This is a genomic window from Cellulosimicrobium sp. ES-005, from assembly GCF_040448685.1.
In the GTDB taxonomy this organism is placed as follows: Bacteria; Actinomycetota; Actinomycetes; order Actinomycetales; family Cellulomonadaceae; genus Cellulosimicrobium; species Cellulosimicrobium cellulans_G.
On the sequence record NZ_CP159290.1, the window covers coordinates 1,807,265 to 1,827,165 of the forward strand.

19 protein-coding genes are annotated in these 19,901 nt (G+C 78.2%); 6 read left to right on the forward strand and 13 right to left on the reverse strand.

All coding sequences use genetic code 11. The annotated features are described in order from the left end of the window. Position 1 precedes the first annotated feature (1 nt). The 8 genes from ABRQ22_RS07850 to ABRQ22_RS07885 are packed head-to-tail and all read right to left on the reverse strand — an operon-like array spanning position 2 to position 10,722. A complete protein-coding gene (locus ABRQ22_RS07850; protein ID WP_353709133.1) occupies positions 2-1,084 on the reverse strand; it encodes a glycosyltransferase family 9 protein in 1,083 nt (360 codons plus the stop codon). Continuing rightward, a complete protein-coding gene (locus ABRQ22_RS07855) occupies positions 1,081-1,815 on the reverse strand; it encodes an SDR family oxidoreductase (protein WP_353709134.1) in 735 nt (244 codons plus the stop codon). The genes ABRQ22_RS07850 and ABRQ22_RS07855 overlap by 4 nt, the downstream gene beginning before the upstream one ends. Continuing rightward, positions 1,812-4,043, reverse strand: coding sequence for a PfkB family carbohydrate kinase (locus ABRQ22_RS07860; RefSeq protein WP_353709135.1), 2,232 nt, complete (start codon positions 4,041-4,043; stop codon positions 1,812-1,814). The genes ABRQ22_RS07855 and ABRQ22_RS07860 overlap by 4 nt, the downstream gene beginning before the upstream one ends. After that, positions 4,040-5,314 carry a glycosyltransferase gene (locus ABRQ22_RS07865; protein ID WP_353709136.1) on the reverse strand — a complete coding sequence of 425 codons (1,275 nt, stop codon included), beginning with the start codon at positions 5,312-5,314 and terminating at the stop codon, positions 4,040-4,042. The genes ABRQ22_RS07860 and ABRQ22_RS07865 overlap by 4 nt, the downstream gene beginning before the upstream one ends. Further along, the gene (locus ABRQ22_RS07870; protein ID WP_353709137.1) at positions 5,311-6,309 is read right to left on the reverse strand and encodes a glycosyltransferase; all 999 of its coding nucleotides are present in this window, start codon (positions 6,307-6,309) and stop codon (positions 5,311-5,313) included. The genes ABRQ22_RS07865 and ABRQ22_RS07870 overlap by 4 nt, the downstream gene beginning before the upstream one ends. Continuing rightward, entirely contained in the window at positions 6,306-7,382 is a 1,077-nt protein-coding gene (locus ABRQ22_RS07875; protein ID WP_353709138.1) for a glycosyltransferase family 9 protein, read from the reverse strand. The genes ABRQ22_RS07870 and ABRQ22_RS07875 overlap by 4 nt, the downstream gene beginning before the upstream one ends. Next, complete coding sequence (locus ABRQ22_RS07880; protein WP_353709139.1) at positions 7,379-9,049, reverse strand: HAD-IIIA family hydrolase; 1,671 nt, start codon at positions 9,047-9,049, stop codon at positions 7,379-7,381. The genes ABRQ22_RS07875 and ABRQ22_RS07880 overlap by 4 nt, the downstream gene beginning before the upstream one ends. After that, positions 9,046-10,722 (reverse strand): carbamoyltransferase C-terminal domain-containing protein, encoded by a 1,677-nt coding sequence (locus ABRQ22_RS07885; protein WP_353709140.1) that lies wholly within the window; start codon positions 10,720-10,722, stop codon positions 9,046-9,048. The genes ABRQ22_RS07880 and ABRQ22_RS07885 overlap by 4 nt, the downstream gene beginning before the upstream one ends. Before the next feature lie 187 nt (positions 10,723-10,909). Here ABRQ22_RS07885 and ABRQ22_RS07890 point away from each other — a divergent pair, with 187 nt between their 5' ends. After that, positions 10,910-12,349, forward strand: coding sequence for an aldehyde dehydrogenase family protein (locus ABRQ22_RS07890; RefSeq protein ID WP_353709141.1), 1,440 nt, complete (start codon positions 10,910-10,912; stop codon positions 12,347-12,349). Further along, positions 12,346-13,140: an MBL fold metallo-hydrolase gene (locus tag ABRQ22_RS07895; protein WP_353709142.1), complete on the forward strand. Its 795-nt coding sequence runs from the start codon at positions 12,346-12,348 to the stop codon at positions 13,138-13,140. Before ABRQ22_RS07890 ends, ABRQ22_RS07895 begins: the two co-directional genes overlap by 4 nt. A gap of 126 nt (positions 13,141-13,266) precedes the next feature. Here ABRQ22_RS07895 and ABRQ22_RS07900 read toward each other — a convergent pair whose 3' ends face one another. Genes ABRQ22_RS07900 through ABRQ22_RS07910 form a run of 3 tightly spaced genes read right to left on the reverse strand, consistent with a single transcriptional unit; the run spans position 13,267 to position 15,312 of the window. Beyond that, complete coding sequence (locus ABRQ22_RS07900) at positions 13,267-13,890, reverse strand: DUF3618 domain-containing protein (protein WP_353709143.1); 624 nt, start codon at positions 13,888-13,890, stop codon at positions 13,267-13,269. Then, positions 13,887-14,399, reverse strand: coding sequence for a phage holin family protein (locus tag ABRQ22_RS07905; protein ID WP_253049839.1), 513 nt, complete (start codon positions 14,397-14,399; stop codon positions 13,887-13,889). Before ABRQ22_RS07905 ends, ABRQ22_RS07900 begins: the two co-directional genes overlap by 4 nt. Beyond that, positions 14,383-15,312: a hypothetical protein gene (locus tag ABRQ22_RS07910; protein ID WP_253049837.1), complete on the reverse strand. Its 930-nt coding sequence runs from the start codon at positions 15,310-15,312 to the stop codon at positions 14,383-14,385. Before ABRQ22_RS07910 ends, ABRQ22_RS07905 begins: the two co-directional genes overlap by 17 nt. A gap of 277 nt (positions 15,313-15,589) precedes the next feature. On the opposite strand from ABRQ22_RS07910, the gene ABRQ22_RS07915 reads away from it, so the two are divergent. From ABRQ22_RS07915 to ABRQ22_RS07930, 4 genes are all read left to right on the forward strand, one after another. Then, the gene (locus ABRQ22_RS07915) at positions 15,590-15,847 is read left to right on the forward strand and encodes an acyl carrier protein (protein ID WP_353709144.1); all 258 of its coding nucleotides are present in this window, start codon (positions 15,590-15,592) and stop codon (positions 15,845-15,847) included. A 117-nt stretch (positions 15,848-15,964) separates the two neighbouring features. Then, entirely contained in the window at positions 15,965-17,206 is a 1,242-nt protein-coding gene (locus ABRQ22_RS07920) for an iron-containing redox enzyme family protein (RefSeq protein WP_353709145.1), read from the forward strand. After that, positions 17,199-18,200, forward strand: a complete 1,002-nt coding sequence (locus ABRQ22_RS07925; RefSeq protein WP_353709146.1) for a glycosyltransferase — start codon at positions 17,199-17,201, stop codon at positions 18,198-18,200. The genes ABRQ22_RS07920 and ABRQ22_RS07925 overlap by 8 nt, the downstream gene beginning before the upstream one ends. After that, the gene (locus tag ABRQ22_RS07930) at positions 18,197-18,457 is read left to right on the forward strand and encodes a CDGSH iron-sulfur domain-containing protein (protein WP_353709147.1); all 261 of its coding nucleotides are present in this window, start codon (positions 18,197-18,199) and stop codon (positions 18,455-18,457) included. The genes ABRQ22_RS07925 and ABRQ22_RS07930 overlap by 4 nt, the downstream gene beginning before the upstream one ends. On the opposite strand, the gene ABRQ22_RS07935 is transcribed toward ABRQ22_RS07930, so the two are convergent. Both ABRQ22_RS07935 and ABRQ22_RS07940 read right to left on the reverse strand, forming a co-directional pair. Further along, positions 18,397-19,245 carry an SDR family NAD(P)-dependent oxidoreductase gene (locus ABRQ22_RS07935; protein ID WP_353709148.1) on the reverse strand — a complete coding sequence of 283 codons (849 nt, stop codon included), beginning with the start codon at positions 19,243-19,245 and terminating at the stop codon, positions 18,397-18,399. The two genes, ABRQ22_RS07930 and ABRQ22_RS07935, sit on opposite strands and share 61 nt — an antisense overlap. Continuing rightward, on the reverse strand, positions 19,242-19,847 hold the full coding sequence (locus ABRQ22_RS07940; protein WP_353709149.1) for a DUF2231 domain-containing protein: 606 nt from the start codon (positions 19,845-19,847) through the stop codon (positions 19,242-19,244). The genes ABRQ22_RS07935 and ABRQ22_RS07940 overlap by 4 nt, the downstream gene beginning before the upstream one ends. Positions 19,848-19,901 lie beyond the last annotated feature (54 nt).

A 19,901-nucleotide genomic window follows, 5' to 3' on the forward strand; every position in this document is an offset into this window, starting at 1 on the left:
GTCAGGCCCGCCGCGGTGCCACCGCGAGCAGCGCTCGGGCCGCGGCCACGACCTCGTCGACGGTGACCCGGTCGAGCGCCGGGTCGAGGGCGGCGGCGTGCGGGTCGCCGCGGTATCCGTCCGGCTGCCCACCAGGCCGCGCGGACGCCGCGTCGCCGCCGTGCCAGAGCACGACGTGGCGCTCCGGGTCGATCGCCGGGCCCCACGCCGACGGCGGGGTCGGCCCGAACAGGACGACCGACGGGGTGCCGAACCCCGTCGCGAGGTGCGCGACGCCCGTGTCGCCGCACACCACGAGGCGCGCGGTCGCGACGACGTCGGCGAGCGCGGGCAGGTCGAGCGTGCCCGCGGTGTCGGTCACGGCGCCCGTCGCGCCCGTCGCCTCCGCGAGGGACGCGGTGGCGTCCGCGACGACGCGCGCGCCGAGGTCGCGCTCGTCCGGGCCGCCCGTGACGACGACGTCGTGCCCCGCGACGGCGAGGTCGCGCGCGACGGCGGCGAAGCGGTCCGCGGGCCAGCGCCGGGACCCCGAGGCCGCACCCGGGTGGACGACGACGTGCCGCCCGCGCGACGCGGGCGGGTCGAGCCGCAGGTCCTCGCGCGAGCACGCTCCGCCCGCGGCCGTGACCAGGCGGCACCAGCGGTCGACCTCGTGCTCGTCGGGGTCCCAGCCCGGCCCGGCGACGCCCGCCTCGCGCGACGCGAACGCGACGACGTGCTCGGGCGCGGTGTCGAGGAGCACGCGGTGGCTCTGGGGCCCGCTGCCGTGCAGGTTCACGGCGACGTGCCCGGAGGGCGGGGCGCCGGACACCGCCTCGGACTCCTCGACCCACGCGAGGGGTGCGAGGCCCTGCGCGGGCACGACGCCGTCGACGAGCCCGAGGTCGCGGAGCCAGCCGCCCACCTCCTCCGGCGCGGCGAGCAGGACCCGGCGTCCGGGCCAGGCGCGGCGCACGCCGCGCAGGGCCGGGACCGCGGTGAGCGCGTCCCCGAGGCCGAGCGCGCGCAGCACGAGGACCGTGCCCGCGTCCTGGCCCCCGAGCCCCGGCAGGTCGGGCGCGAGCCCGGTGGCGTCGGTCGTCACGGCCACGACGTCTCGCCGGACGCCATGACGAGCATCTCCCGGATCTCGCAGCCGACCGGCTGGCGCAGCGCCGTCACGACGGCGGCCGCGGTCGCGCGCGGGTCGTTGAGGTCGGCGTCCGGGCCAGGCTTGTACTGCTCGGTGCGGCCGTCGAAGAACGCGGTGCGCATCCCGCCGGGCACGAGGCACGTCACGCCGACGCGTCCCGCGAGCTCGGCGGCGAGCGCCTGGGAGAACCCGCGGACGGCGAACTTGGACGCGCAGTACGCGGTCGCGTCGGACACGCCCTTGAGGCCGAGGGTCGACGCGACGGTGACGACCGTCCCGCGCCGCTCCTCGAGGAACGGCAGCGCGGCGCGCACGACGGCGACCGTCCCGAAGAGGTTGACGCGCACGACGCGCTCCCACGTCTCGACGTCGATCTCGTCGAGCCGCCCGCACGCGTCGGTGCCCGCGGCGGTGACGACCGCGTCGGGCGGGCCGACCTCCAGAGCCAGGCGCGCGACCGCCGCGGCCGCCGCGGCCGAGTCGGACAGGTCGACGACGGCGTGGGGCGCACCGCCCGCGGGCGCGACCCGGTCGAGGACGACCGGCTTGCCTCCCGCCGCCGTGACGGCGTCGACGAGCGCGGCGCCCAGGCCGCTCGCGCCGCCCGTGACGTAGACGGTGCCGAGCTCGCGCGGGGCCGGGGCCCGGCCGGGCTGCGGGGTGGTCGAGGTGGTCGAGGTCATGCGGTGGTCTCCTCCGTCAGGGTCGGGAGCCCGGGCGCGAACCGCCCGGAGCGTTCGAGGATCGAGGTCGTGGAGCGGCCGTCGACGTAGGGCAGGACGACGACCCGCCCGCCGTGGCGCCGGACCACCTCGGCCTCGGGCAGGGCCTCCTCGGTGTAGTCGCCGCCCTTCGCCCACACGTCCGGGCGCAGGCGGTCGAGCGCGGAGCACGGGTCGTCCTCGTCGAAGACGACGACGGCCGACACGCAGTCGAGCGCGGCGAGGACGCGGGCCCGGTCGGCCTGCCCGACGACGGGTCGCTGCGGCCCCTTGAGCCGCCGCACGGACGCGTCGCCGTTGAGGAGGACCACGAGGTGGTCGCCGAGGCGCGCCGCGGCCTCGAGCGTCGCGACGTGGCCCGCGTGGAGGATGTCGAAGCACCCGCCGGTGGCGACGACGGTGCCGCCCGCCGCGCGGAGCCGCGCGGCCACCGCCTCGGGCCCGCCCGGGTCCTGCGGCGAGGCCGCGTCGGAGGCAGCCCCGACGACGCGGGGCGCGCGGTCCGGCACCCCGTCCGTCACCGCGTCGGGCGCGCGGCGACCCGGGACGTCGGCGCGGCGCCGGTAACCCTCGGCGCCGCCGGCCGCGACCCAGGCCGAGGCCGAGGCGACCGCCGCGACGACCGCCTCGACGAGCTCGGCACCCCGGGCGAGCGCGACCGCCACCGTCGAGGCGAACCGGTCGCCCGCGCCGCAGGGGTCGCCGTGCGCGACGGTCGCGGGCACGTACGCGGGCTCCCCGTCGGCGCGCGCGACGAACGCTCCGTGCTCGCCCGCGGTGACGCACACCGCCCGCACGCCCCAGGCGGCGGCGAGCGCCCGGGCCAGGCCGCCCGGGTCGTCGGCGCACGCGTCGAGCCCGAGGGCCTCCGCCGCGTCGAGCGCCTCGGCGAGGTTGGGCGTGACGAGCGCGGTCCCGGGCACGGGCGCCCCGCCGCGCGGGTGGGGGTCCCACACGACCGTCCGGTCGCGGGCCGCGTGCTGGAGCGCGTCGCGCACGGGGCCGGCGTGCGTCGTGCCGGCCCCGTAGTCCGAGACGAGGACGACGTCGGCGCCCGCGAGCGCAGCCCGCACGGAGCGCTCGGGCACGTCGTCGGGACCCGCCGGACCGCCGTCGTCGACCCGGACGACGGTCTGCCCGCCCGAGCGCACGCGGGTCTTGCGCCGCGTGGTGCCCACCTGGGGCAGCGCCACGACGTCGAGGTGCGGACGCAGCAGCGCACGCAGCTCGCCGCCTGCCTCGTCGTCGCCGAACGGCGCGACGAGCCGCACGCGCGCCGCGTCGGCGGCGAGCAGGGCCGTCAGCCCCGCGCCACCGGGGCTGCGCCGGACGCCGAGCGTGTCGACCACGGGCACGGGCCCGTCGGGGGAGAAGCGCGTCACCTGGCCGTCGACGTCGCGGTCGAGCAGCACGTCGCCGACCACGACGACGCGCGGGCCCTGCGCTGCCGTGGACGACGGCGGGGGGACCGCGGCGGACGCTGCGGCGGGATCCTGCGTGGCCCGCCCGTCCACGGGCCCCTCGCCGGGCAGACCGTCGGGCGGGGCACCGGGCGCGTCGCCCCGCGCGGCCGCCTCCCGGTGGCGCACGTGCGCGTCGAGCGCCGCGCACAGCGCGTGCACGACGACGAGGTGGAGCTCCTGGACCGACGACGTCGACGCCCCGCGCAGGGCGAGCACGTCGTCGCACGCGGCGGCCAGCGCGCAGTCCCGCGGACCGGTGAGCGCCCACGTCGTGAGGCCGAGCTCGCGCGCCCGGCGGGCCGCGGCGACGACGTTCTCGCTCTCGCCCGACGTCGACAGCAGCACGAGGACGTCGCCCGGCCGCCCGTGCGCGGCGACCTGCCGTGCGTACATCTCGCCGACGCCGTAGTCGTTGACGATCGCGGTGAGGCTCGACGTCTCGGCGTGCAGGCTGATCGCCGAGAGGGGCGTCCGCTCGCCGTCGAAGCGCCCCACGAGCTCGGCCGTGAGGTGCTGCGCCTCGGCGGCGCTGCCGCCGTTGCCCGCGACGAGCAGCCGCCCGCCCGCGAGCACGGTGTCGGCGAGCCGCGCGCCCCACGCGTCGAGGCGCCCGGCCTCGGCCGTGAGCAGGTCGAGGCCGTCGTGCAGGTCCGCGGCGTGCTCGCGCAGCCAGCGTCGCGCCGCGTCCTGCGGGCCGGCGCTGCCCCCGGGCCGGTGCGCCGTCACGGTGCGCTCACCGCCCGCAGCGCGGCGCGGGCACCGACGACGGGCCGTGCGCGCCCCGGCTCGGCGCGGCGCGCGGCCACGACGAGCTCGTACGACTCGGCGGTGCGGGCCGCGACCGTCGACCACCCGTACAGGTGCTCGGCCCGGACGCGCGCCGCCGAGCCCAGGCGCTCCGCGAACGCCGGGTCGCCGGCGAGCCGCCGGAGGGCCGCCGCGAGCGCCCCGGGGTCCCGCGGCGGGACGAGCAGGCCGGTGCGCCCGTCGACGACCGAGTCGAGCAGGCCGCCGACGGCCGCACCGACGACGGGGCGTCCGCACGCGGCGGCCTCGAGCGGGACGATGCCGAACGGCTCGTACCAGGGGTCGCACACCACGGCGTCGGCGGCGTGCATGAGGTCGCGCACGTCGTCCTGGGTCACGCTGCCGACGAACCGCACCCGGTCCGGCACCCCCGACGCGTCCGCGACCGCGCGCAGCCGGAGCACCTCGGGGTCGTGGTCGAGGGCGTCCGCGGCCGGTCCGCCCGCCACGACGAGCTCGGCGCCCGGCAGCTCCGCGAGCGCCTCGATCACGGTGTCCACGCCCTTGCGCTCGACGAGGCGGCCGACCGAGAGCAGGCGCAGGCGTCCGGGCTCGCGGTGCAGGTGGTCCGAGCGGTCGGCGTCGGGCAGGAAGCGGCCGAGGTCGACCCCGCAGGGGACCACGTCGATGCGGTCGGGGTCCGCGCCGAGCGCGACGAGCTCGGCGACCTCGTCGGCGCACGTCGCGACGATCCGGTCGACCGCGCGGCACAGCAGGCGCTCGCGGGCCACGCGCTCGGCCGGGCTCGTGTCGTGCGCGCCCTGGTGGCGGCGTTTGACGGACCCGAGCGCGTGGAACGTCTGCACGAGGGGGACCCCGAGCGCGGGCGCGGACAGCAGGCCCGCGATCCCGGACATCCAGAAGTGCGCGTGCACGACGTCGGGGCGCGGCCCGGGCTCGACCCAGCGCCGCAGCAGGTCCGCGCCGAACGCGTCCATGTGGGGGAGCAGGTCGTCCTTGGGCACGGCCACCGGCGGGCCGGCGTCCACGTGGACGACGTCCACGCCGCGCGCGAGGGGCACGCGCTCGGGGAGGGACGCGTCGTCGCGGCGCGTGAACACCTCGACGCGGTGGCCCTGGGCGCCGAGCCGGGTGGCGAGCGACGCGACGTGGACGTTCTGCCCGCCCGCGTCGACGCCGCCCAGCGCGGCGAGGGGGCTGGCGTGCTCGGAGATCATCGCGATCTTCATGAGGTCACCTCCGTCAGGACCGTGTCCCAGCGCCGCAGGAACGCGGCGTGGGAGTAGTGCTGGAGCACGTGGGCGCGTGCCGCCCGGCCGTGCTCGCGGGCGTCGTCGGGGTCGGCGAGCCAGCGCCGCGCGGTCGCGGCGAGCTCGTCGGGACGGGCGCTGAGGAGCCCCGCGGCCGGGGGCACCGCGACGGGCGCCTCGGTGGTCGGCAGCGCGAGGACCGGCATGCCGAGCGCCATCGCCTCCAGCAGGGAGAGCCCGAGGCTCGTCCAGCGGTACGGGTGCAGGTAGGCGCGCGACGTCGCGAGGCGCACGTGCATCGCGGCCTGGGGGACGTCGTCGTGCAGCCGGTGGGGGAGGTCCCCGGGCGGCGCGGCGAGGTGCTCGGCGAGCTTGCCGACGCCCATGCCGTAGACGTCGAGCGGCACGTGCCGCCCCAGCCCGACGAGCACGTCGGTCCCGGCGACGCGCCAGCGCCGCACGGGCTCGTTGACGACGGCCCCGACGCTCGCCCGCTCCCCGGTGTACAGCGGGCCGGGGTCGGGGACGCCGTGGTCGACGACGAGCGTGCGCGCGTCGCCCGTGTCCCACATGAGCGCGTTGAACGCCGTGACGTGCACGATCGGCACGAGGCCCTCCTCGACGACGTCGAGGTCGGCGAGCGGGTGCCGGGTCGCGGCCGCGTGGCCGGTCGGGGCGTTGTGCTCGACGTAGACGGCGGGCACGTCGCGGCCGGGCACGAGCCCGGTCCAGCGCCGCAGCAGCTCGAGCTCCTCGGGGCGCTGGAGCACCACGACGTCGATCGACCCGTCCGCCGCGAGGTCGGCGAGCTCGTCCGGCGCGACCTCGCGCGCGCCCGGCGGCCAGTCCCAGGTGCGCGCGCGGCCGCGGCCGTCGGGCCCGCGGTCGGGGACGACCGGGACCAGGTACTCGTGGCCGCCGGCGACGAAGGACGTCGCCCACGACCCGTGCACGTGCCACACGAGGATCCTCATCGGGTCACCCCCACGGTCCGGGGCAGGGACGCGCGGGGCGCAGGAGTCCCGACGACGTACGGTGCGGCGAGGCGGTCGACCGCCGCCACGACGTCGGCGGGGTCGACGCCCAGGCACGGGTGCCCGGGCACCGGGCACAGCCGGGCGCGGGTGCCGCGGCACGCGGCCTCCTGGTCGCCGAGCAGGACGGTCGGCACGCCCCACGGCGCCCAGCGCTCTGCGGGGACCACGGGGGCGAAGAGCGACACGACCGGCGTGCCGACCGCGGCCGCCAGGTGCGCGGGGCCCGTGTTGCCGACGACGACGCACCGCGCGCCCGCGAGCACCGCCGCGAGCCCCGCGAGGTCCGTGCGCCCTGACAGGTCCCGTGCGCGTCCGGCGGCGACGTGGGCCGCGAGGTCGGTCTCGCCCGGCCCGCCGGTGACCACGACCTCCCGGCTCGACGCCACGAGCGCCGCGACGACGTCGCGCGCGTGGTCGGGCGCGGGGGCGCGGGCGGGCACGGACGCGCCGGGGTGCACGACGACGTACGGCCCGGCCGGGACGAGGTCGCTCACGTCCGGGAGGGGGCGACGCACGCGCAGCCGGTCACCGTCGGGCGGCGCGCCGAACCCCGCCGCGCGGACGAGGTCGAGCGCGGCCTCCACCTCGTGCAGGCCGTCGGGACGTGCGTGGCGCACGTCGAGGAGCGAGCCGGGGTAGTCCTCGCTCACCGCGGCGACGTGCTCGACCCCGGCGAGCCGCAGGAGCATCGCCGCGGGCAGCGGGCTCTGGTGGAACGACGTGAAGACCACGGCCGACGCGTAGCGCCGCGCGGCGAGCGTCGCGACGAGGTCGAGCACGCGCGCGCGGTCGACGGGCGGAGGTCGGTAGCCGGACCACGGGGCGTCGAACACGAGCACCTCGCGCACGTCCGGGAGCAGCCCCGCCGCGGCGTGCCCGGCGGGGGAGGCCAGCACGTCGACCCGCCCGCCGCGCGGCGCGACCGTGCGCGCCATGGCCCGGACCGCCGGGCCGGTGAGGAGGACGTCGCCGTCGCTGTCGAGGCGCACCGCGAGGACGTCGGCGCTCACGCGGCACGCTCCCTGGTCCGGGACGCGTCCGGCGTGTCGGCCGCGTCCGGGTCGGCGTCGGTGGGGTCGGCGTCGGTGGGGGTGGCGGCGCCGGGCAGGCGGCCGTCGAGCGCGCGGACGGCCCCGGCGAGGTCGGCCGCGACGACCGGCGCGGCGGCGACCTCCTCGGGGCGGGTCAGAGGCGTCGGCACGAGGACCGGCGTCGCGCCCGCGGCGAGCGCCGCGCCCACGTCGGCGCCGATGTCGCCGACGACCGCGCACCGCCACGGCTCGACGCCGAGGTCGGCCGCCGCGGCGAGCACCAGGCCCGGGCCGGGCTTGCGGCACGCGCACCCGTCGTCGGGCGCGTGCGGGCACACCTGCCACGTGTCGAACGGGCCGAGCAGCTCCTCGACCCGCGCGTTCACGGCGTCGACCTGCGCGCGCGTGAGGAGCCCGCGCCCGACGCCCGACTGGTTGGACACCACGCCGAGCCGGACCCCGCGGTCCCGCAGGTCGTCGAGCACCGCGCGGGCGCCGTCCACGGGACGCACCGCCGCGGGGTCGCCGGTGTACGGGACGTCGTGCACGAGCGTGCCGTCGCGGTCGAGCAGCACGGCCGCGAGCCGCGGCGGCCAGGGCTCGAGCCCGCGTCGGGCGGCGAGCGTGCCCACGACGCGGTGCCGCACCGCGGCGAACGGGATGGCGGCGCTCGTCCACGCCATGCGCCGCAGCTCGGGCCCGAACGCGTCGTCGCCCGGACGCGGCCCCGGCGCGAGGCGGCGGCCCAGGAACCGGGCGGTGAGACCGGCCCAGGCGAGGGCGCCGAGCGCGGCGACGCGCGGGCGGCGTGCCAGGAGCCCGCCGACGCCGACGGCGGCGGCGGCGACGGTCGCGACGTGCCACGCGAGGCGGCCGCGGCCCGTCTCGGCACGCTCGCGCCAGCGGGGTCCGTGCAGGGCGCGGAACGTCGCGTCGTCGCGCGTCCCGGCCTGCACGCGCAGGCTCACCGCGTCGTCCGCGGGGCGCACGGGGTGGGTCGTCGTGCGCGTGCCGCGCGCGAGCTCCCAGCCCGCCTCGCGGACGCGCAGCGCGAGGTCGGCGTCCTCGCGGTAGGCGCGGGGGAAGCGCTCGTCGAACCCGCCGACCTGCTCGAGGGCCGCGCGCCGGTACGCCATGTCGGCGGTCGCCCACGCCGCGCGCTCCAGCCCGGCGGTCCCGCGCTCCCAGTCGGTCGGACGGCGGTGCGCGGGCAGCGGCACGTGCAGGCGGCCCTGCACGCCGCCGGTGCGGGGCGTCGCCGCCGCGAGGTCGTGCGCGAGGTGGCGCGCCCACCCGGCGGGGAGCTCGACGTCGTCGTCGAGGAGCACGACCCACGGCGCGGTCGTCGAGCGCCACCCGGCGTTGCGCGCGGCGGCCGGGCCCCGGCCCCCGGTGCGCACGACGCGCGCGCCGAGCGCACGGCCGGCGCCCCCGAGGTCGAGCGGGTCGGGCACCAGGGCGGTCGCGCCGGGCGGCGGCAACCGGCGGTCGTCCGCGACGACGACCTCGGCCGGCCCCGGGGAGTCCGGGCCGTCGGCCTGGGCGACGAGGGTCTCCAGGAGCCGGTCGAGCGACGGGCGGCCGATCGAGGGCACGACGACGGCGTACGGCACCGCGCCGGCGGGGCGCGCGACGGGCGTGCTCATGCCTCCACCTCCGTCGGCGCGGCGAACACGCCCGGCCGTCGCACGAGGTGCGGGCCCAGCACGAGCGCGTCCACGGGCGCCGAGCCGAAGAGCTCGAGCGCGTCGCGGGGATCGTCGACCATGGGCCGGCCCGCGGTGTTGAGGCTCGTGTTGACGACGACCGGCAGCCCGGTGAGGTCCTTGAACGCGCGGATCGTCGCCTGGAGGCGGGGCGTGGAGTCGTCGACGGTCTGGATGCGCGCGGTGCCGTCCACGTGCACGACGGCCGCGATGCGCTCGCGCCACGCGGGCGCGACGTCGTGCACGAAGAGCATGTAGGGGCTGGGGACCGGGCCGCCGGAGAAGATCTCCGGGGCGTCCTCCAGCAGCACCATCGGGGCGACCGGGCGGAACTGCTCGCGGCCCTTCACGTCGTTGAGCCGTTCCAGGTTCGCCACCGGTCCGGGGTGCGCGAGCAGCGAGCGCTGCCCGAGCGCGCGCGGCCCGAGCTCGGCGCGGCCGTCGAACCACGCGACGATCCCGTCGTCGGCGAGGATCCGTCCGACCTCGGCGGGCAGGTCGTCGGGCGTCGTGAACGGCACGTGCGCCGTGCGGAGCCACCGGGCGAGCGCGTCGTCGCCCCACGCCCGGCCGAGCGCGGCCGAGCCCATGGGCTCCACGGTGTCGCCCGCCTCCGCGGCGAGCTGGAGCGCGGCGCCGAGCGCCGTGCCGGAGTCGCCCGCCGCGGGCTGGACCCAGACCTCCTCGAACGGAGACTCGCGCCAGACGCGCGAGTTCGCGACGCAGTTCAGCGCCGTCCCGCCGGCCATGGTCAGCACGCGGTCCCCGGTCTGCCCGTGCAGCCACGTGGCGAGGTCGACGAGGACCTCCTCGAGCCGGGCCTGCACGGAGGCCGCCAGGTCGGCGTGCTCCGCCAGCCCGCCGTGGTCGGTGCCCCACGTGCCGTCGTCGGTGCGCGGGGGCGCCCACCGCTCCCAGTCGGGCACCTCGGCGACGAACCCGCCGTCGCCGGTCGCGTAGAGGACCTCGCGCAGGTCGTCGAGGAAGCGCGGCTCGCCGTAGGAGGCGAGCGCCATGACCTTGTACTCGTCGCTCGACCGCAGGAAGCCCAGGTGCTCGGTGAGCGACTCGTAGACCAGCCCGAGGGAGTGCGGCAGCTCCTGGCTCGCCAGCACCTCCAGGCGGCCGTGGTCGTAGCGGCCCGCGAGGTGGGACGAGCGCTCGCCGCGGCCGTCGAGCGACAGCACGCTCGCGACCGGGTAGGGGGAGGCGAGCGCGGCCGACGCGGCGTGCGCGACCTCGTGCGGCACGAACCGCACCGTCGAGGGCGACAGGCCCGGCAGCGCGGTGGCGAGGAACTGCGGCGCGCGCTCCGCGTACTGCACGCGCAGCCAGTCCCACGGGTCCGGCAGGCCCATCTCCTCGGCGGGCTTGGCCAGCGCCGGGTCGAACGAGTACGCGACGGCGTCGAGGTCCTGGGGGCGCAGCCCGCCCTCCTCGAGGCACCACGCCATCGCCTTCTCGGGCAGCTCCCAGGCCGCGAACGGCAGCGGTCGCTTGCCGTGCTTGCGCCGCGAGAAGCGCTCCTCCTCCGCGGCGGCGACGACGCGCCCGTCGACGACGAGGGCGGCGGACGGGTCGTGGAACAGGGCGTTGACACCGAGGACGCGCATGGGGCTGCGAGCCTCCCTGGATCGGGTCAGGCTCGTGGTGCGCCTCGAGAACGTGGGGCACCGCCTGACGCGTGCGGGTCGGCTCTGCTGCAACCCCGAACTTCACCCTCACCCGGAGAAGCGCTTCTCGCACGCCCACGGCGCACCTATGGGTAGTTCTCTTCGTGTCACTCGCCGGGAGGCCCGCATGACCACGTCCACCGCCCCCACTACCTCGCGCGACGACCTCGCCGCACGCGCCCCGGAGGACCGCCGTATCGAGCGGACCGACCCCGCGACCGGGCGACCCGCCGCCCCTGTCCGGTGCGCGACGGCCGACGAGGTCGACGCCGCCGTGCGCGCCGCCGCGGCCGCGTGGCCCGCGTGGCGCGCGACGGCCCCGGCCGACCGTGCCGCCGCCCTGCGCGCCGCGGCGCGGTCCGTGCGCGACGCCGCCGACGAGCTGGGCGCGCTGCTGCGGGCGACGACGGGGCGGCTCGAGGCCGAGGCGCGCGGCTCGGCCGAGGTGGCGGCGGACCTGCTCGACGAGGCCGCGGTCGCGGGTCTCGGGCGGGCGGGTCGCGTGCTCGCGGGCGACCCCGCGGCGCTCGACGTCGTGCGCCGCGAGCCGCGCGGCGTCGTCGCGGTGGTCACGCCCTGGAACGACCCGTACCCGGCCGCCGCCGGGCTCCTCGCCGCGGCGCTCGTCACGGGCAACGTGGTCGTGCACAAGCCGTCCGAGCGCAGCGACGCCCCCGGGGTCCGCCTGGCCGAGCTCGTGGCCGCGGCCCTGCCCGCGGACGTGCTGCGCGTCGTCAGCGGGGACGGGGCGACCGGGGAGGCGCTCGTCGGGCACGACGGCGTCGCGCTCGTCGCGCACGTCGGCTCGACGGCCGCGGGGCGCCGGATCGCGGCGGTCGCCGGGGCGCGCGGGGCGAAGGCGCTGCTCGAGAACGGCGGCAAGGACCCGCTCGTCGTCGACGCGGGCGTGGACCCCGTCGTCGCCGCGCGCCAGATCGCGACGGGCGCGTTCACCAACGGCGGGCAGCTCTGCACCGCGGTCGAGCGCGCCTACGTCGTCGAGGAGGTCGCGGACGCCGTCGTCGCCGAGCTCGCGCGCCTCGCGCACGAGGTCGTGGTGGGCGACCCGGGCGACGACGCGACGACGATGGGCCCGCTCGTGGACGAGGACCAGCTCGCCGTCGTCGACGCGCACGTCCAGGGAGCGCTCGCGGCCGGCGCCCGCGCCGTGACCGGTGCGCGCCGGCTCGACCGTCCCGGGTCGTACTACGCGCCGACCGTGCTCGACCGGTGTCCGGACGACGTCGACCTGCTCACCGTCGAGACGTTCGGGCCCGTCGCGCCGGTCGTGCGCGTGGCGGACTTCGACGAGGCGCTGCGCCGGGCGTCGGCGTCGGCCTACGGGCTCGCGGCGACGGTGCTCACGCCGTCGCTCGCGCACGCGCTGCGCGCGGCCGACGTGCTCGACGTCGGCACGGTCAAGGTCAACGCGGTGTTCGGCGGCGCGCCGGGCGGGTCGGCCGACCCGCGCCGCGGCAGCGGCGGGGGAGCGGGATACGGGCCGGACCTGCTCGACGAGATGACCGTCCGCAAGGCCGTCCACCTCGAAGCGCTGGGGGAGCCGTGAGCCGCGCGAACGCGACGCTCACGTTCGGCGGGACGGCGACCGCGCTCCTGCGGTTCGGACGCTTCACCGTGCTCACCGACCCCAACTTCCTGCACCGCGGCCAGTGGGCCTACCTCGGCAAGGGTCTCGCGTCGCGGCGGCGCACCGAGCCCGCGATCGGCCCGACGGGCCTCCCGCCGCTCGACGCGATCGTCCTGTCCCACCTGCACGGCGACCACTTCGACCGCGTCGCGCGGCGCGGCCTGACGAGGCAGGTGCCGCTCCTCACCACGCCGTCCGCGGCGCGGCGCCTGGCGCGGCACCACTTCGCGACGGTCGGCATGCCGACCGGCACGATCGAGACGTTCCGCTCGGGCAAGGAGACGCTCGACGTGGAGTCGGTCCCGGCGATCCACGCGCGCGGCGTCCTGCGCTCGCTCCTGCCGGAGGTCATGGGCACCGTCTACACCCACCGCGTGGACGGCGACCGACAGACCCAGGTCTACGTCACGGGCGACACGCTCACCGGCGACCACGTCGACGTCGTCGCGCACGCCTTCCCGCACCTCGACTCGGTCGTCGCGCACCTCGGCGGGACGCGGATCCTCGGCCGGACGGTGACGATGGACGACGTCCAGGGCGCCGACCTGGTGCGGCGGGTCGGGGTGCCGCTCGTGGTGCCGGTCCACTACGACGACTACGGGGTCTTCCGCAGCCCGCTGCGCGACTTCCTCGCGCGATCGCCGGAGCTCCCGGGGGTCGAGCTGCGCCCCGTCGTCCGCGGTGCGACCGTCAGCCTCCGCGTCGACTGAGCGCCTCCGCCGGACCGGTCGCCGCACGTCGTGCCCCCGTGCATCGGGTCACGACGTGGTGTGCAGGAAGGTCGACGACGGCCCGGGAGACGAGGTCTCGTCTCCCGGGCCGTCGGTGCGTCGGGCTCAGCCCTCCCGGACCTGGTCGCGGACGTCGGCCGCGGCCTCCTTGCCGTGCTGGCCGACGGACTGCGCGGCGTCCTTCGCGGCGTCGCGGACGGCCTCGGCGCCCTCCTTCGCGGGCTCCTTGAGGTCCTGCACGACCTCCTGCGCGGTGGACTTCACGTCCTCGACGAGCGGGGCCGCCTTCTCCTTGACGCCGACGGCGGCGCGCTGCTCGGCGCGGCTGGACGGGAGGAGCGAGGCGACGACGAGGCCGACACCGAACGCGACGAGCCCGACGGCGAGCGGGTTGCCCTGCGTCTGCTCGCGCACCGCGCGCGGCGCGGAGCCCACGGTCTCGGCGACCGAGGACGCGGTGCTGCGCGCCGAGTCGGCGACCGACGACGCCGCCTCGCGGCCACGCTCGGCGACGCCGTGCGACGCGTCGCGGGCGGAGTCCGTCGTGTCGTGCGCCGTGCCCATGACCCGGTCCTTGACGCTCGTCACGCCGGACCGCACCCGGTCCACCTGGCGTCGCGCCACGTTGCCGGGCTTGACCTTCTCCCCGAGGGCGTCGACGTCCCGGCTCAGCTCGGTCCGCGTGCGCTCGATGTCGGCCCGGATCTCCTCCGGATCGCTGGTGCTCATGAGTTCTTCTCCTCGTGTCCTCGGACGGCGTTCGGGATCTTCTTGAGGGTGTCCGTGGTCTCGGGCATGCCCTCGACCGTGCGCAGCTCCGTGCGTCCGCGCGCCGCGAGGACCGCGGCGACGATCGCCCACAGCACCGCGACGACGACGGCCGACCAGCCGCGGCCCATGACGGCGCCGAGCGCCCACCACAGCGCCACGGAGAGGAACAGCAGGACCATGTGGCCCGCCACCCCGGCACCGGCGAGCATGCCGGCGCCCTTCCCGGCGCGCTGCGCGGACTGCTTGGCCTCGGCCTTGGCGAGCTCGACCTCCTGGCGCATGAGGGTCGACAGGTCACGGCTCACCTCGGCGACGAGCTCGCCGAGGCTCTGCTGCTCGCCGGTCCCCGTCGGGCCGGCCGCGCCCGCGGCGGTCGCCGGGGCGGGCGGGGCGCCCGGGTCGGGCCCGCTGCCCGCCGTGTGCCGGGCGGTGTGCGCCGCGGCGAACGGGTCAGGGACGGACGACATCGGGGCCACCTCCCGGTCGGCCGGCGCCCGTGCCGGACGTCGTCGGCGGGAACGTCGGCGGCGTCGGGTCCCCCTCGGCCGAGGTCGCGACGTCCGGGTCCTGGTCGAGCCGGTCGTTCGCGAGGCCCGGGTACGCCCCGGCGGTCCCGATGTCGGGCTCGCCCCGCGTCCCCGTCGTCCCGGCGGTGCCGGTCCCGCTCGTGCCGGCCGTACCACCGAGGCCCGTGGTGCCGGTCGACCCCGTGGTCCCGGCGAGTCCCGCGGTCCCGGTCGTCCCCGTGCTGCCGGTCGACGTGCCGACCGGCGCGGCGTGCGCGCCGCGCGTCCCCGACGTGCCCGCGCCGGACGCGCCGTCGCCGCGGTCCGAGCCGGCGCCCGGCGCGTCCTTCATGCCGCGCACGAGCCGCCCGACCAGGAGGCCCGCGCCGGCGGCGAGGAGGAGGAACGTGCCCGGACGACGCCGGGCGAAGCTCTCGACCTCGTGCAGCACGGACGAGGGCTCGCGGTCCTCGAACCACTGCGCCACCTGCCCGGTGACGTCCCCGGCGCGCCGCACCAGGTCGGTGGCGTAGCCCGGGTCCTCGGTGCCGTCCGCCATCTGGCGGAGCTCGTCGCCGAGGGACCGCAGCCCGCCCGCGAGGCGCTCCTGCTGCGTGCGCGCCTGCGCGCTGAGCTCGGTCCTCGTCTGGTCGACCAGGCCGCGCGCGCGGTCCGTCGCCTCGTGCGCGACGTCGCGCGCCTTCTCCTTCGCGTCCTGCGCGACGTCGCGGCCCGCGTCGCCCACGTGGGACGCGGCCTCGCTCGCGCGCTCCTTCACCCCGGTCGCGGCGCTGCCGCTCTCGCCGGTTCCCTGCGTCGTCCCGGCACCCGGCGAACCGGGCCCCGAGCCGTACGGCACGTTCGTCTCGCTCATGGTCGGACTCCCGTCGTCGTCGCCGCGCTCGTGCGGCGTGACTGGCGACGGAGCAGAGAGGCCGTGCCGGGCTCTCGCTCCGCCGGTACGGCCACCTCCTGGACCACCTCTCACGGTAGGCCGGGGTCGTCCGCACACAACCGGGGCGCACCCCCCGGGCCCCCGGTTGCGAGCGCCCGCGGCCTTGCGACGGTGGGAGCGGTCGAGCAGCCGGCCGCCACCGTGCCGGGCGCCGCCCGGCCGTACGGCGCCCTCGGGGCGCAGGAGGTCCACGATCATGGCCACAGGAGAGACCGGGTTCGACGACGTCACGTTCGACCTCATCTCGGTCCAGTACCACTCGCTCAAGGCCGGGCACGACTACGGCCAGTACGTGCGGGACGCCCGCAACGCGGGCAAGGAGGAGATCGCCGCCTTCTTCGAGAAGGTCATGGCGGAGGACTCCGAGCGTGCCCAGCAGTGCCACCGCTTCCTCGCCGAGCTCACGCGGCACGGGACGTCCGCCACGTCACCGCAGGGGTCCCAGCAGGGCTGAGGCGGCGACGGGGCCGGCACGAGCCGCGTCCCGGCTCGCGAGCGCGGCCGACCCTGGGGAGCATGGCGGTGGCGTCGAGCAGGGGCGCCGTCCGCGCGAGCGCGAGGAGCCCCCAGCATGACCTCCACCGCCGTCCCCGCCCAGACCGCGCCCGCCGCACCGGCGTCCGCGACCGCACGTGCGGCGACCGAGCCCGTGCCCGACGCCCTCGCGGCGCCGGGCACGGGTCGGCTGCCGCTGCCGCGACCGCGCGGTCCGCTGACCGCGGCGCTCGTGAGGGCTCTCGTCGACGGCCCGCCCGGGGACGACGCGGCCGAGCGGCTGCGTCCCGTCCGGGACGCCATCCCGGTCGCCCTGGACGCCGCCGCCGGGCGGGTCCTGCGCGACGACGACGTGCAGCTCGCCCTGACGGTCCTCTACGAGCTGCACTACCGCGGGGTGGACGGCGTCGACGACGCGTGGGAGTGGGCTCCGGCGCTGCTGGCCGTCCGCGCGCGCCTGGAGGTCCCCTTCGAGGCCGCCGTGCGCGAGCGCGCGGGCCGGCCGGCGTGCACGGAGACGGACGCCGCGGGGGTGGCCCGCCGGCTCTTCGAGCTCGCCGCCGACGACGGCCCGAGCCTGTCGCGCTACGTCGCCAAGCGCGCGGACGCGGAGCAGGTGCGCGAGCTGCTGGCGCTCAAGTCGCTGTACCAGCTCAAGGAGGCCGACCCGCACACGTGGGCGGTGCCGCGGCTCGCCGGGACGCCCAAGGCCGCGCTCGTGGAGATCCAGGCCGACGAGTACGGCGGCGGTCGACCCGGCCGGATGCACGCGGAGCTCTTCGCGCGGGCGATGCGCGGCGTCGGGCTCGACGACACCTACGGGCGCTACGTCGACGCCGTGCCCGCGGTGGTCCTCGCGGCGGTCAACACGATGTCCCTGTTCGGCCTGCACCGCCGGCTGCGGGGCGCGGTCGTCGGGCACCTCGCGGCGTTCGAGATGACGTCGTCGGTGCCCAGCCGCCTCTACGGCAACGGGTTCCGGCGCCTGGGCCACGACGCTGACACGACCTGGTACTTCGACGAGCACGTGGAGGCGGACGCGGTCCACGAGCAGATCGCCGCGCGCGACCTGGCCGGCGGCCTCGCCGAGCAGGAGCCCGCGCTGCGCGACGACGTCCTGCTCGGCGCGGCCGCGTGCCTCGCCGTCGAGGGCGACGTCGCCGCGCACGTGCTCGAGCGCTGGCAGGCGGGCGAGTCCGCGCTGCGCGCGCCGCTCGACCCGCCCCTGCCGGACCAGGCGTCGAGCCCGTCGTCGAGCCGGTCGTCGAGCCGGTCGTCGAGCAGGGCCGCCGAGGGCGGTGACGCGCCCGGTGCGTGACGCGACCTACGTGCTCCCGCTGCGCCGCGACCGGTTCGACGCGTGTGCGACGATCGAGCTGTCCCGGTACCTCGGGGACCTCGTGCGCCACGTGCACGTCGTCGTGGCCGACGGGTTGCCGGCCCCCGTGCGCGCGCTCCACGCGGCGTCGTGGGGCGACGCCGTCCGGACGGTCGCGGTCACCGCGCCGCCGCCGGGGTGCAACGGCAAGGTCGTCGGCGTCCTCGCCGGCCTCGCCGCGGCGACCACCCCGGCGGTCGTCCTCGCCGACGACGACGTGCGGTGGGACGCCCCGACGCTCGACCGGGCGCTCGCGGCCCTCGACGAGGCGGACGTCGTCGTGCCGCAGAACGTGTTCGACCCGGCGCCGTGGCACGCGCGGTGGGACACCGCGCGCTCGCTCGTGAACCGTGCGCTCGGCCACGACTGGGCGGGGACGCTCGTGCTGCGCCGTGACGCGCTCGGGCCGCGGGGGTACGACGCCCGGGTGCTGTTCGAGAACCTCGAGCTCGAGCGCACCGTGCTGGCCCGGGGCGGGCGCGTCGCGCACCGTCCGGACCTCGTCGTCGTCCGCCGGCCGCCCGGCGTCGGCGCGTTCCTCGAGCAGCGCGTGCGGCAGGCGTACGACTCGTTCGCCCAGCCCGCGCGCCTGGTCGCCGAGCTCGCGCTGGCGCCGCTCCTGGCCGCGTGCGTCGTCGGGGCGGCGCGCTCGGACGGCGCACGACGCGCGGCGGGGACGGCCGCGGTCCTGGTCGTGCTCGGGAGCGCGGTCCTCGTCGCGGAGGTCGGGCGGCGCACCGCCGGGGGAGCCGCCGCGTGGCGCCCGACGGCGGCCCTCTGGGCGCCCGCGTGGCTGCTGGAGCGCGCGGTGTGCGTGTGGGTCGCGCTCGCGTGGCGCCTCCGTGGGGGAGTGCCCTACCGCGGGACGCGGATCCGCTGCGCCGCGCACTCGGTGGCCGCGCTGCGGCGCGCGACCGGGGCGGGGTCGCGATGACGGGCGAACCGCGCGGGCACGCGGAGGAGGTCGTCGTGACGGCCTGCCCCGACGGCCCGCTGCTCGTGCGCGGCCCCGCCCGCCTCGTCGACCAGGAGGGGCACGAGATCGAGCGGCACCGCGCGACCGTCGCGCTGTGCCGCTGCGGCGGCACGGCCATCCCGCCGTGGTGCGACGGCACGCACAAGGTCAACGGCTACCGCAGCGGTGACGACGACGGCCCCGCCAAGGCGAGCGAGGCCGGGACGGGCGCGTAGAACCAGCCGTGGAACGCGGCGCGGGCCGGCTGGGGCAGCACCCGCGCGGCGGCGAGCATCACGCCGCCCTGGACGCCCGTGACCACCTCGGGGTTCCCGCGGAGGAGCGCGTCCACCGCCCGCCGCGCCACGGTCGCCGCTCGCGGCTTGGGCAGGCGGCCCACGTGGGTGCGCTCCATCCCCGCCTCCCGGAAGAACGGCGTGCGCGTCGGGCCCGGCAAGAGCGCGGTGACGGTGACGCCCGTCCCGGCGAGCTCGCCGCGCAGCGACCACGCGAAGGAGCGCAGGAACGCCTTCGAGGCGGCGTACCCGGCGAAGTGCGGGGCGGGCATCTCCCCGGCGACGGACGACGTGACGAGGATCCGGCCGCGGCCCTCCGCCAGGAGGTCCGGCAGGAGCAGGTGCGTCAGGTGCGCCACCGAGCGCACGTTGAGGTCCAGGAGGCGCAGCTGGTCCTCGAGCGGGGTGCGCGCGAACGCGCCGTGCACGCCGACCCCGGCGTTGAGGGCGACGGTCGAGACGCCGAGGTCGCGAGCGCGCCGGGCGGTCGTCTCGACCCCGCGGGGCGTCGCCAGGTCGACCGCCAGTCCCTCGTGCGCGCCGCCGTGCACGGCGAGGTCGCGCACCGTGGGCTCGACGTCGCGGTCCGCGACCACGAGCACGTCGTCCCCGCGGCGGGCGAGCTCGACCGCGAGCGCGCGCCCGATCCCGCTCGTCCCGCCGGTCACGAGGGCGGCGCCGCGGTCCGCCGGCGGCAGCGCACGCCGGGCGGGTCGTGCCGCGGTCACGGCAGGTCCGGGGCGTCGTCGTCGCCGAGCGCGACCTCCGCGGGCGGCTCCCGCAGCGCCTGGGCGAGGTGCCCGCCGAGGAACGCGCTCGCCCCGGCGACGGCGTAGCCGAGCGTCGAGACCGCGACCCCGGCCCGGTGCCGCCCGCCGCGGCGCAGCAGCCACGACGTCCCGTAGAGCAGCGAGACGCCGGTGTTGAGCGCCGCGTGCACCGCGCCGACGCGTCGGGCACGCCGGTCGACGTCGAGGTAGTCGGCGAGACCGGTCAGTGCCGTCGGCGCGACGGCCAGCACGCCCAGCCCGACCAGCCGCTGCGCCGCCGGGGCGCTCCGCTCGCCCCCGACGAGGTCGAGCACGGCGGCGCTGGTCCACAGGCCGACGGGGACGTCGGTGAGGGTCGCGTGGAGCGCGTGGCCCAGCGAGCGGCCGTGCAGCTCCTCGCGCAGCCGACCGTGGGAGGGGACGACGGCGAGCGCCACGCCGCGGACGGCGCTGGAGAGGTCGTCGAGCGCGGTCGAGTCCTCGAGCCGCCGCGCGAGGCGCAGGAGGACGGGGGTGCCGGCGTCGTCCGGGATGGTGGTGCTGCTGCGCGGCTCGGACATTGGGGCTCCTCGTGTCGTCGCGCTCCCGTTCTCGAAGCCCTGGGTCGACCGTAG